This window comes from Tateyamaria omphalii, from assembly GCF_014651375.1.
GTDB classification, from domain to species: Bacteria; Pseudomonadota; Alphaproteobacteria; order Rhodobacterales; family Rhodobacteraceae; genus Tateyamaria; species Tateyamaria omphalii.
This window is the reverse complement of the sequence record NZ_BMWT01000002.1, coordinates 416539-428523: the sequence shown is the minus strand read 5'-3', so window position 1 is coordinate 428523 and position 11985 is coordinate 416539. Positions and strand designations below refer to the sequence as shown.

At 58.2% G+C, this 11985-nt stretch carries 7 protein-coding genes; 4 read left to right on the top strand and 3 right to left on the bottom strand.

Going from position 1 to position 11985, the window contains the following annotated elements; translation table 11 throughout:
• Positions 1-65: 65 nt before the first annotated feature.
• The gene (locus IE087_RS07745) at positions 66-1925 is read left to right on the top strand and encodes an ABCB family ABC transporter ATP-binding protein/permease (protein ID WP_189368734.1); all 1860 of its coding nucleotides are present in this window, start codon (positions 66-68) and stop codon (positions 1923-1925) included.
• 259 nt (positions 1926-2184) lie between these two features.
• Here IE087_RS07745 and IE087_RS07740 read toward each other — a convergent pair whose 3' ends face one another.
• Both IE087_RS07740 and IE087_RS07735 read right to left on the bottom strand, forming a co-directional pair.
• Positions 2185-6075, bottom strand: a complete 3891-nt coding sequence (locus IE087_RS07740; protein WP_189368733.1) for an efflux RND transporter permease subunit — start codon at positions 6073-6075, stop codon at positions 2185-2187.
• Positions 6072-7373, bottom strand: a complete 1302-nt coding sequence (locus IE087_RS07735) for an efflux RND transporter periplasmic adaptor subunit (RefSeq protein WP_189368732.1) — start codon at positions 7371-7373, stop codon at positions 6072-6074. The genes IE087_RS07740 and IE087_RS07735 overlap by 4 nt, the downstream gene beginning before the upstream one ends.
• A 248-nt stretch (positions 7374-7621) precedes the next feature.
• Here IE087_RS07735 and IE087_RS07730 point away from each other — a divergent pair, with 248 nt between their 5' ends.
• From IE087_RS07730 to der, 3 genes are all read left to right on the top strand, one after another.
• A complete protein-coding gene (locus IE087_RS07730) occupies positions 7622-8293 on the top strand; it encodes a tetratricopeptide repeat protein (RefSeq protein ID WP_189368731.1) in 672 nt (223 codons plus the stop codon).
• Between the two features lie 32 nt (positions 8294-8325).
• Complete coding sequence (locus IE087_RS07725; RefSeq protein WP_189369297.1) at positions 8326-9654, top strand: outer membrane protein assembly factor BamB family protein; 1329 nt, start codon at positions 8326-8328, stop codon at positions 9652-9654.
• Between the two features lie 76 nt (positions 9655-9730).
• On the top strand, positions 9731-11188 hold the full coding sequence (gene der / locus IE087_RS07720; protein WP_189368730.1) for a ribosome biogenesis GTPase Der: 1458 nt from the start codon (positions 9731-9733) through the stop codon (positions 11186-11188).
• A gap of 59 nt (positions 11189-11247) precedes the next feature.
• Here der and IE087_RS07715 read toward each other — a convergent pair whose 3' ends face one another.
• Positions 11248-11943 (bottom strand): TspO-related membrane protein, encoded by a 696-nt coding sequence (locus IE087_RS07715; protein ID WP_189368729.1) that lies wholly within the window; start codon positions 11941-11943, stop codon positions 11248-11250.
• Positions 11944-11985: the final 42 nt, after the last annotated feature.

The window sequence follows — 11985 nt, the reverse complement described above, 5'->3', positions numbered from 1 at the left end:
TGATGCTGGCAAGTCGGGCATCAGTGTCCTAAATAGTCAGACCTGAACCTCAGGAATGCTTTTCTATGCCCGCAGACACTTCGGCTTCGGCAGCACCCGCCGATCCGACAACGCCGTCCAATGATCCGAACCAGGATGTGAGCCAGGCTGAGCGCAGCTCGGGGATGCGCACCATCCGCAAGGTTGCGCCTTACCTATGGCCCGCTGACAAACCTTGGGTGAAGCAGCGGGTCGTGCTGGCCATGATGGCGCTGGTTCTGTCCAAGTTGGTGTCGGTTTACACGCCTATCCTTTATCGCGATGCAGTGAATGTATTGGGTGGCGAAGGCGTTTCCGATCTCGCCCTTGGGGCGATTGGCCTGACGGTAGCCTATGGCGTGGCGCGTCTGATGAATGTGGGCTTTCAACAATTGCGCGATGCCATTTTTGCACGCGTGGCGCAACGGGCGCTGCGGATGCTGGCGCTTGAGACTTTTCAACACATTCACCGCCTGTCGATGCGCTACCACATCACACGTAAGACGGGGGGGCTCAGCCGCATCATCGAGCGCGGTGTCAAAGGAGTCGAATTCCTTTTGCGCTTCCTGTTGTTCTCGATTGGGCCGCTGATCCTTGAACTGCTTCTGATCGGGGTTGTGCTGACGATCCTGTTCGACATTTGGTATCTGGTTGTCGTGGCTGTGACCATTGGCCTGTATGTCTGGTTCACTTTTGCCGTGACCGAATGGCGCGTGAAACTGCGGCGCGTAATGAACGAGCAGGACACGGATGCGAACCAGAAAGCCATCGACAGTCTGCTCAACTTTGAAACGGTGAAGTATTTCGGTGCCGAAGCACGTGAAGCAGGCCGTTATGACAAAGCGATGGAGGGGTACGAAGCTGCCGCGCTAAAGACCAGCTACTCGCTCGCGTTTCTCAATTTCGGTCAGTCGGTCATCATTACATCCGGCCTTGTCGGTGTGATGGTGATGGCAGCTATTGGCGTACAGAACGGGACACTCACCGTAGGCGATTTTGTCATGGTCAACGCCTACATGATCCAGATCACCATGCCGCTCAACTTCCTTGGGACCGTCTACCGCGAGATCAGGCAGGCGTTGGTGGATATGGGTGAGATGTTCGATCTGCTGGAGCAACCGGCCGAGGTCGTGGATGCGCCAAACGCCAAGGCTCTGAGTGTGACGGGTGGGCGGATCGAGTTGGATGACGTGCATTTCGGTTACGATCCGGCGCGACCCATTTTGAAAGGTGTGTCCGTTGCGGCGGAGCCGGGGCAGCAAGTGGCAATCGTGGGCTCGACCGGGTCAGGCAAATCGACCATCGGTCGGCTCTTGTTCCGTTTCTATGATGTGGGGGCGGGCGCGCTTCGGATCGACGGACAGGACGTACGGGACGTCACACAGGACAGCCTGCACGCGGCCATTGGTGTCGTCCCGCAGGACACTGTACTGTTCAACGACACGATCCGGTACAACATCGCCTATGGGCGTGACAATGCCACTCAAGCCGAGATTGAGGCCGCTGCCAAATCGGCTCAAATCCATGACTTCATTCAGGCATTGCCCGAAGGTTATGACACCGCCGTAGGTGAACGGGGTCTCAAGCTGTCAGGCGGAGAAAAGCAGCGTGTGGGCATTGCGCGTACCTTACTCAAGAACCCACCCATCCTGTTGCTGGACGAAGCGACCAGCGCCTTGGATACCGAGACCGAACAGGAGATCAAGGACGCGCTACATGCGGCGGGGCAGGGGCGCACGGTGCTGACCATTGCCCACCGGCTGAGCACCATCGCCGAGGCGGATCAGATCATCGTGCTGGAACAGGGCGAGATCGTCGAAACGGGCACTCATGACGAGTTGCTGGCGAATGACGGTCGATATGCCCAATTGTGGCACCGTCAGCAGGCGGATGAGGCCCCCGCCTGATCGGCGCACTGTGACAGCGCAACGGCGTGGCGGCGATACTTTCGTGTCATGCTCCCATCGCAACGATCATTCCACTTGGGTGTCTACGATCAAGTGATCGAGCGCTCAGGTTGGTCAAGGCAATGGCGTTGGTGTTGCTATAAAGCAGAGAGAACCCGACAGCACGTATGCGCAATGTGCGTGGTGTGATCCATAGTCTCGAAGCGACCCGGGCTGTCAGTGGCATTCCAATGCACGCCACTGACATTGCTTTTTGACCTTACTCGGCTGCTTTCAGCGAGGTCGCGTCATAGGACGATCGTGACAGAGCCGCTTCGGCGTGACTTGGCTCATCACCGAAGTCCCAGACCAACTCCTGATTGCCGACCTCACGTGTATCGCGTGTCAGCGCCCAGTCGCGTGCGGCCCGGCTGGCGCGACCCATGGACAGTTTGGCCAACAACTGGCTGATCCAATGCACATATGTGACGATCCAAACCCTTACAGCCAGCAGCGACGGGGTGACGATCAGCGTCAGTACCGTTGCAATGCCGAGTCCGAATACAACTGCCGTAGCCAACTGTTTCCACCACAACGCTGTGGGGCTATCGATGGTGTAGCCGCCACTGCCAAAGTCGAGAGACAGACCGAACATCATCGGCGCAAGACCTGCCATCGTGGTGACGGTTGTCAGCAGCACTGGCCGGATTCGATCCTGTGCCGTGCGGATGATTGCCTCGATCCGAGGCATATACTTCTCGTACTCCTGATAGGTGTCGATCAGAACGATATTGTTGTTCACCACGATGCCCGCAAGCGCGACGATGCCGGTGCCGGTCATAATGATCGAGAATGGCTGATCCATCACCAGCATTCCAATCAGAACGCCTGCAGTGGATAGAACCACCGCACCGAGAACAAGCAACGCGTTGTAGATCGAGTTGAATTGCGCCAGCAGGATGATGAACATCAGGAACAGCGCACCCGCAAAGGCCTGCATCAGGAAGGCCCCCGATTCTTCTTGATCTTCCTGGTCGCCGGTCCATTCACTGTCGATACCGACAGGGAAAGGTGACGTTTCGATCCACTTGGTCAGTTCTGCGATACGCTCGTTCGGGTTGACTGGTATCAGGCGAAGATCACCCGAGTTTAGCCCGGCCTGCATATCCAGCGATCGACTCTCCGGTGTCGCGGCGAAGATCCCGTAGCTCAACCCGTTTGCGGTCAGATAAGCATCACTGGATGGCCGAACGGTTGCAACGATCTGTTCGACCTGTTCACCATCCTGATCTACGGTCCGAACAATCTTTTGCAGACCATCGAGCACGTCCGCCTTCACATCGAAGTAGCGCTTTTGATCCACCCGGCTGATCTGCGCCAACTCGGCCACAGGGGTACGAGTGATGAAGTTTGCCAAGGGAACAAGACCGTCCGCCGTGCGCACTTTGAGCGTGTCCAACGTGGACAGAACGCGGTTGTCCTCTGGCAGGCGGACGCGGATTTCAATTTCTTCATCCGATGTGTCGACGCGCATCGTGTCCAGCAACAGACCACGGGTCACCAGCTGCACCATGGCACCGACCGTTGCAACGTCTGCGCCGTAACGGCCCGCTTTTTCGACATCCACATCGATCTGCCAGTCGATGCCGGGCAGGGGGCGGGTGTCTTCGATCCGGGTCAAACCGGGCAGGGTGTTGAACTGTTCGCGCGCCGATGCTGCGGCTTGCAGCAGATCATCCCAGTCATCGCCTCTGATCCGCAAATGCACTGGTTTGGCCGACGCAGGGCCTTGCGACAACGCAAACACTTCCGTCCGAATGCCGGGGATTTCTGCCAACTCCACTGACAGTTCATCCAGAATGGTGTTGCCGTCAAAGTTCTCTGCCTTGACCTCGCGCATGACGGTGTAGTCGGTGAATGGAATTGTGAACCAGGGCTCCGTTGCGTCGGGCCGGTCTTCCCATGCTATGGTTTCCAACTGAATCTGACCAATCGTGTCACGTGGCGATTGTGCACCACCGGTGTTGGCGTTCAAGCCACCCGCACCTGCGAAAGCAAAAGCGCTTTTGATGCCAGGGTGGCTCAAAACGATCTCTTCAGCCTGTGCCATAAGCGCATCTTTTTCATCAAGCGACATGTTCCCGCGGGCCAGAACGTAGACAATGGCCTGTTCGGGTTCAGTCTCGACGAAGAATTCTACGCCACGGTTGTTGTTGATGAAATAAATCAACGTTGTGCCGACAAAGACGAAAACAAGTCCGATCATCGCAAGCGGCATCACCGGGTTTCCAACAATACCTTGGATGAAATAGCCAAACTTTGATCGTTGATACCCAGCATGCACTTTGCGATTCCGAGTGCCAAAAACCTTGCGAACGCCCCAGTTTACACCCCAGCCAAGGCGCAGAAGCAAAGCTGTCACGGACAGTAGCGCCATGACCGCACCGGCAAAGGCAAGCGCCGCCAGAACCAGCATACCCAAGCCAAACATGAAGACATCGAAGAATGTAGGCAGCACGGATCGCCAAATCTCCTGTTGGTCCATCATGGCAAAGGCTGCGCTGGCTTTTCCAAGCAGGGGCGGAATACCAATGAGCCCGGCAATCATCACGATGGCCGCGAGGAAAAAGAACAGATGTGCCAGTATCGGCATACCCGCAATGCCGGTGTTTGCACTGCCAAGCGTCTGAATGATACGGCCCAGAACACCGCCCATCACTGGGAGGTAGACAAGCGCGACGATCAAGGATGCCGACAGAACGAAGATCAAAGTTACGGGCAACATGCCCATGAACTCACCCGGTACGCCGGGCCAGAACAGCATGGGCAGGAATGCACAAAGCGTTGTCGCGGTCGAAGAAACAACAGGCCAGAACATCCGCTTTGCGGCCTCGACATAGGATCGCATAGGACCGACACCGGCCTGCTGACGTTTGTCCGCGTATTCGACGACGACAATCGCCCCATCGACCAGCATACCTACGGCCAGGATCAAGCCGAACATCACGATGTTCGAGATCGAGATGCCCATGATCGCAAGTAGCACGAAGCAAAGCAGGAAAGACGTCGGAATGGCGAAACCAACAAGGGTTGCCGCCCGTGGTCCCAGGAAGGCAAGGGACACGATCATCACCAACGCGATTGCAGTCAGGACGGACCCTTCGAGCTGGCTGACCATCGACGCAACCTCACGGCTCATGTCGTTTGACGTGCCGACCTCGACCGCCGCGATCAAACCCTCAGGCCATTGCGCAGCCTTTTCATCGACCAGCGCCTTAACCTCGGCTGCGGTATCAATCAGGTTGAAACCCTTCCGCTTGACCACCTGCAGGGCCACGGTGTCGCTCCCGTTGAAACGTGCGGTCGATTCACGGTCTTCGAACGTCAGGTTGATCTGCGCCAGATCACCCAGTGTCACAACGCGGTCACCGTTTGTCTTAACCGGCAGCTCGTAGATGTCGCGCGCTTCGTCAAATGACGACGGAATCTTGACCGCAAAGGCACCCTGCGCGGTTTCAATTTCACCGGCTGCGATGAGTTGGTTGTTGTTCTGAACAACGTTGATCAGTTCGCCTGCGGTCACATTGTAGGCCTCAAGGCGCAACGGATCGATCAGGACTTCGACCATTTCGTCACGATTGCCCACCAGGTTCGCTTCGAGAACGGCATCAAGCCCTTCGATGTCGTCCTGCAAATCCTTTGCTACCCTTGCAATCGTGCGTTCGGGTACGGGCCCAGACAGGTTGATGATAATGATCGGAAATTCCGAAAAGTTGAATTCATCGACAGTGTATTGCTCGAAACCGTCCGGGAAATCCGCTTCCGCCTTGTCCATGGCATCGCGAACGTCAGCCAGAACCTTGGTCTTGTCCCAGCCAAATTCGAATTCCAGCACGATGTTGGCATAGCCTTCTGCCGCTGTGGATGACATGCGGTCGAGGCCATCGAGGTCGGCCAACTCGGTTTCCATCGGCTGAATCAGCAGCTTTTCGGAATCGGATGCGGAAATGCCTGGGAAGGGTAGAGAAATCACGAGAGTCGGGATCTCAATATCCGGTTCACCCTCTTTGGGAAGAACCACATAGGCCAGCCCACCCGCAAGGATGGACAGGAAAATGAAGGCAACAACCATCCGCGCACGTGACGCGGCCCAGTCGACAATACCGGTCATTGGGTCTGCTCCTGGTAGGTGGGTGCGACGGTCACGCCCGCCGTGACGAATTCCTGGCCAACAACGATCACGTTAACCTCGTCGGCCAAGCCGGTTAGCCAGATACCCTGTGCGGTGTCGCGCACGACGGTAACCGGATCGAAGGCTACAAGGCCGGCGTCATCAACGGTACGCAGCCCCAAGACGCCAACCTCATTCAGTGTTAGTGCAGATGGTGGCAACAAGTGCGCGTTCGTTCCCGCGCCCGAGATCGCGATTTCCGCTGTCTGTCCGTCACTGATGCTCAGATCCTCATTCGGAACTTCGATCTCGACCCTGAAGGTGCGGGTGGTCTCGTCCGCGGAGCGGCTGAGGAACTTGACCTTGCCGGTGACTTCCCTGCCGCCAGCTGCAAGGCGCGCACCGGCAGCTGCGCCCACAGTGACGCGCGCGACTTCGGTCTCAGGTGCAAAGGCGACAAGCTTGATGGGATCAAGTTGAATGACCGTCGCACACAGCGATCCAGGCTGCAGCAACGTGCCCAATTCTGCCGTATCGCTCTCCAAGAGCCCGGAGAAAGGTGCGCGGATTTCAAGTCGTTCCAGTTCTTTTTCTGCCGTTGCAATGGCAGCTGTCGCGCTTTCAATGGCTGCATCGGCGCTCTGAAGCCCAGATTTGGCTGCGGTGACGCTCGCTTTGGCCCCTTCAAAGCTTGCTTCGGCAGCGGCCAGCGCCGCTTCGGCATTTTTCACGCGCGTTTCGGCGGCAAAACCGCCTTCGCTCAGCCTGCGGGCGGCGTTTTGATTAACCATCGCCTCATCAATACGCGCCTGCGCTTCGATCACACGCGATTCGGCCTCTGGCACGCGGCTTTCGGCTTCGGTTTTGCTGGCAATTGCTTCGGCCAGACGCGCCCGCGCTTCGGCAAGGGTCGACGCGCGCGTTCCCGGATCAAGCTGACACAGAAGCTCTCCTGCTTCGACGAATGCGCCTTTGCGCAATGGGGGCGAGACAACAGTGGACGACGTCTCAGCCCGTACTTCGACTTCGCGGGCGGCTTCGGTCTGACCCCGCAAGGTGACCGCATTGTCGATCTCGCGTGCGATGGATTTGCGCACGACAACCTTAATCAGTGCGTCAGTGCCCTCGGCTGCATCCTCGGTTTCGGCCGGGGCCAAGCCTTCAGCGACGTCCTCTACGTCTGCTTCTGCCTCGCCGGACCGGTCGGCTAAAAAGGCAAGCGTCGCCTCGCGTTCAATGACCCAAAAGTACAATCCTGCGCCAACTAGAATGGCCAAGATCATCGAAACAATCCGCATCTTGTGTTCTTCCTTGGTAGACCAATGACCCGCAATGTTACGTAGGGTCGGGTGCTATATAGAGGTTGTTACGTCTAAACTAACCAGTTCAGATTACTTTTTTTGAGACGGCTCTGCAATGATGCCCAATTGACGCAGTACAGTCAGCGGTTGCGCGCTCTTGGCTTGAGCGCGGCATCACTGTAAGACGACCCGGAAAACAACGCTGAGGCGGAGCCAATCCGTCACGATTTTTTGGGAGCGCGGGCGTGAGCGATACCGACAGTTTTATTGACGAAGTCACAGAAGAAGTGCGCCGCGACCGACTGTATGGTTACGTACGTCGTTATGGCTGGATTGCGGCCATCGTTATCATCGCCATCGTGGGTGCCGCAGGTTTCAACGAATACCGCCGCGCCCAAGCAGAATCCAAGGCGCAGGCTTTGGGCGATGCGATGCTGGCCGCATTGGCATCGAACGAGGATGATGCGCGTGCCGACGCACTGACCGGCGTCACTGCCGATACGCCAGAGGGCGCAGCGGTACTGGCGTTCATGACGGCCGGTGCGCAGTCTCAGGCCGGGCGTGCGGAGGATGCAATTCAAACCTTGCAACCCATTGCGCAGTCACCGGAACTTCCACTGATTTACCGGCAGATCGCCACGTTCAAATCGCTGATGCTGCAAAGTGAAACGCAAGACGCCAACACGCGCCGCCAGGGATTCGAAGCCTTGGCCGTTCCCGGTGTTCGTATGCGCCTTCTGGCCGAGGAACAGATTGCCTTGATCGACATTGAAACCGGCAACCCGGATGCTGCCATTGCCCGGTTCCAATCCATCATGGATGACGCCGAAGCGACCCCGGGCTTGCAACGTCGTGCCCTACAGGCAATGGTGGCGCTGGGCGGCGCGCCAGAAGCCACAGAGACCGCTGGAGAATAACAAAGATGGGTCGGACGATGGGGGATTTGGGTATGGTTTGGAACACCCGCAAACGTATCCTGCTGGCTACCGTGGCACTGACCATCGTGGCAGCCTGTTCGGAACGGGAGGTCATCCTTCCTGGCAAACGCGAGCCCGTCTCTGCTGTCCTGACCGCAGAGACATCAGAAGCCGAGGCGCTGACCGAGGCGGCACGGGATATCTCCTTGCCGCCACAAGTTGCGAACACAGACGCGGCCCAAAGCTTTGGCACACCAGCTTTTCGCACGGATCACCCGCAATTAAGCCAAACGCTGACACCGATCTGGTCTGTTGATATCGGCGAAGGCGACAGCCGCAAACACCGCATCGTTGCCGATCCCGTCGTCTCAGGCGGACGTGTATTCACACTCGATGCTGAAACGACGGTTACGGCGGTTTCCACGTCCGGCCAGGTGCTGTGGCAACGGGACATCCTGACAGATCGCGCAAACAGTGGCGAAGGAACCGGAGGTGGTCTTGCCGTCGATGGCAGTGTCTTGTTTGTCTCGAGCGGGCTGGGCACGCTCACGGCCCTTGATGTCGAAACTGGTGGCACGATCTGGGAACAGGAACTCGAAGCCATCGGTGTTGGACGCCCGACGGCGTTCGAAAACCTCGTTTATGTCATGGCCGGGGATGACACCGGCTGGGCTTTGGAAAAAGACAGTGGTCGTATCGCGTGGCAAGTCAGCAGCTCTGAAACCCGTACAAACGTCTTGGGCGGACCGGCGCCGATCGTGACGGATGGTCTGGCCGTGTTCTCCTTTGGCTCAGGTGAGATGCAGGCCGTGTTCCGTCAAGGTGGCCTGCGCCGCTGGGACGCGTCGGTACTGGGCGAACGGCAGGGACGGGCCCTGGCCAAGGTCGACGATGTCACGGGACGCCCCATTGCCAAGGATGGCGTGATTTATGCGGGCAACCAATCTGGCCGTACCGTTGCTGTGAATGCCGGGTCTGGCACTCCGATCTGGACCAGTGCAGAAGGCGCGATTGACACTGTTTTGCCGGTGGGAGGGAGCGTCTTCCTGATTTCCGACCGGAACGAGCTTGTGCGGCTGAATGCCGAGGACGGAGCCCGTATCTGGGGCACACGCCTGCCGAACTTCGTCAAGGATCGCCCCTTGCGTCAATCCGAAGTCTTTGCCCACCATGGCCCGGTTTTGGCTGGTGGTCGGCTGCTTGTTGCATCCTCGGACGAAGCGTTGCGTAGTTTTGACCCGGTGACGGGTGGACTGACAGGTCGGACAGAGATTCCCGGCGGTGCAACGACAGCCCCCGTGGTGGCAGGCCAAACCCTTTATGTCGTGTCGCGCAAGGGTCAGTTGCTGGCATATCGTTAAGTCGATGCCGCCCCCCTTTAAGTGGGGGCGCGAATGGTCTATGTGCGCGCTCTGATCTATCGGATACATTCCTGCCATGACCATGACCCTCGCCATTGTTGGACGTCCAAATGTGGGCAAGTCCACGCTGTTCAACCGCCTTGTGGGCAAACGCCTTGCCTTGGTTGACGATCAGCCCGGTGTGACCCGCGACCTGCGCGAAGGGGCCGGACGGCTTGCAGATTTGCGATTTACCGTGATCGACACGGCCGGGCTTGAAGAGGCAACGGACGACAGCCTGCAGGGCCGTATGCGCAGGCTGACCGAACGTGCTGTGGATATGGCCGACGTGTGCCTGTTCATGATCGACGCGCGGGCAGGGGTCACACCCACCGACGAAATCTTTGCCGATATCCTGCGCAAGCGCGCCGATAACGTGTTGTTGGCCGCCAACAAGGGCGAGGGCTCCGCAGCAGATGCTGGTGTGCTTGAGGCGTTCTCGTTGGGTCTGGGGGAGCCGATCCGTTTATCCGCCGAGCATGGCGAAGGGCTGAACGACCTCTACGCCCAGCTGCAACCCTTGGCGGACCTATACGAAGAAAAGAACGCGCAAGAGGCGCCCGAGACTGATGTGATCGTGGATGAGGATGAAGATGATCCCGACTATGTCCCGCAGCCTACCAATGCCAAACCCTTGCAGGTTGCTGTCGTAGGTCGACCGAATGCGGGCAAGTCCACCCTGATCAACCAGATTGTTGGTGAAGATCGTCTGCTGACCGGGCCAGAAGCCGGGATTACCCGCGATGCCATCAGCTTGCGCACCGATTGGGACGGCACGCCCATGCGCATCTTTGATACCGCAGGCATGCGCAAGCGGGCCAAGGTGCAGGAAAAGCTGGAAAAACTGTCGGTCAGCGACGGTCTCCGCGCAGTGAAGTTTGCCGAAGTTGTGGTGGTCTTGCTTGATGCCGCCATTCCCTTCGAACAACAGGATTTGCGCATTGCCGATCTGGCGGAACGCGAAGGGCGGGCCGTCGTTATTGCCATCAACAAGTGGGACATCGAAGACGACAAGCAGGCCAAGCTGAAAGAGCTGAAGGAGAGCTTCGAACGGCTGTTGCCCCAACTCAAGGGTGCGCCGCTTGTTACCGTGTCGGCCAAAACCGGGCGCGGATTGGATCGGCTGCATGGCGCCATCATGCGCGCCTACGACGTCTGGAACCGCCGTGTGCCCACGGCGGCACTGAACCGCTGGCTCACGGGCATGTTGGAACAGCATCCACCACCGGCACCTCAGGGCAAGCGGATCAAGCTGCGGTATATGACGCAGGCCAAGACCCGGCCACCGGGCTTTGTTGTCATGTGCTCGCACCCCGACAAAGTGCCGGAAAGCTACAACCGCTATTTGGTGAATGGATTGCGGTTGGACTTCGATATGCCGGGCACGCCCATCCGTTTGTTCATGCGTGGCCAGAATGATGCCAACCCGTACAAAGGGCGCAAAAAGGCAGGACCTTCCAAGCTGCGCAAGCACACGGAAGGACGTCGCACCTAGGCGTTAGCTGAACTTGGACAGCTTAACGTGTTGAAAACAAAAATGTCGCCGCGGGGACACTATGCTTTCTGTGCTGTGGATTGGATCACCGGGTATACGATGACTATGGATCCAAGCAGTGCCAACGCTCCCACCGACCGTAGATCAAATCCGTTCTGAACCGTCACGGCGACCAATGCCCAGATCACGGCAATACCATATGTCGGCGCGCGATTGAGCGCCCGTTGGATGGCGAACGCGAGGACAGCGGCCGCGGCTACCATCACCCACGCCGCGGTGTACTCCGTGGTCAGTCCATACCCTGCCAGCAGGAGGCCCAAGGCCACACAGCTCGCCGCGCTCAGCCACCCGGCATACAAACCAACAGGCCAGGCGGCGGCCCAAGGATCAAGCCTGGGACTGCGCCACAGCGCAATCAAAGCACTCACAAGCATCACCCAGATCAGCACAGTCGCCCATACAGGGCTGCGTACAGCCACCGGCAACCAAATGCTGCCAACCGCGAGTGATATGGCCAGAGGTGTCCGCATCTCGGCCCAGTCTGGCGCCGTCCACCGGCGCAAGGCACCAAAGGCCGCTCCGACGATGAGCCAAAGATAGATTACACCCCAAATGGCAAAGGCATATCCTTCAGGCTGGACAGGGGGATCAACCTGGGGGATCGGGAACTGATCGGCGTCAAATCCGCCAAACCCTGGAACCCAAAAAGGAGAGGCCGCAAAGGCGAGGGCAAGGATCAGCACAACCGCAGGCATGGTTTTCCACCGTTTACAAATTTCACAAGGCCGGTAACCTTG

Excerpts from the sequence above, each read along its gene's own strand:
- IE087_RS07745 (WP_189368734.1), top strand. The coding sequence starts at position 66 with ATGCCCGCAGACACTTCGGCTTCGGCAGCACCCGCCGATCCGACAACG.
- IE087_RS07740 (WP_189368733.1), bottom strand. The coding sequence starts at position 6,075 with ATGACCGGTATTGTCGACTGGGCCGCGTCACGTGCGCGGATGGTTGTT.
- IE087_RS07735 (WP_189368732.1), bottom strand. The coding sequence starts at position 7,373 with ATGCGGATTGTTTCGATGATCTTGGCCATTCTAGTTGGCGCAGGATTG.
- IE087_RS07725 (WP_189369297.1), top strand. The coding sequence starts at position 8,326 with ATGGTTTGGAACACCCGCAAACGTATCCTGCTGGCTACCGTGGCACTG.
- der (WP_189368730.1), top strand. The coding sequence starts at position 9,731 with ATGACCATGACCCTCGCCATTGTTGGACGTCCAAATGTGGGCAAGTCC.
- IE087_RS07715 (WP_189368729.1), bottom strand. The coding sequence starts at position 11,943 with ATGCCTGCGGTTGTGCTGATCCTTGCCCTCGCCTTTGCGGCCTCTCCT.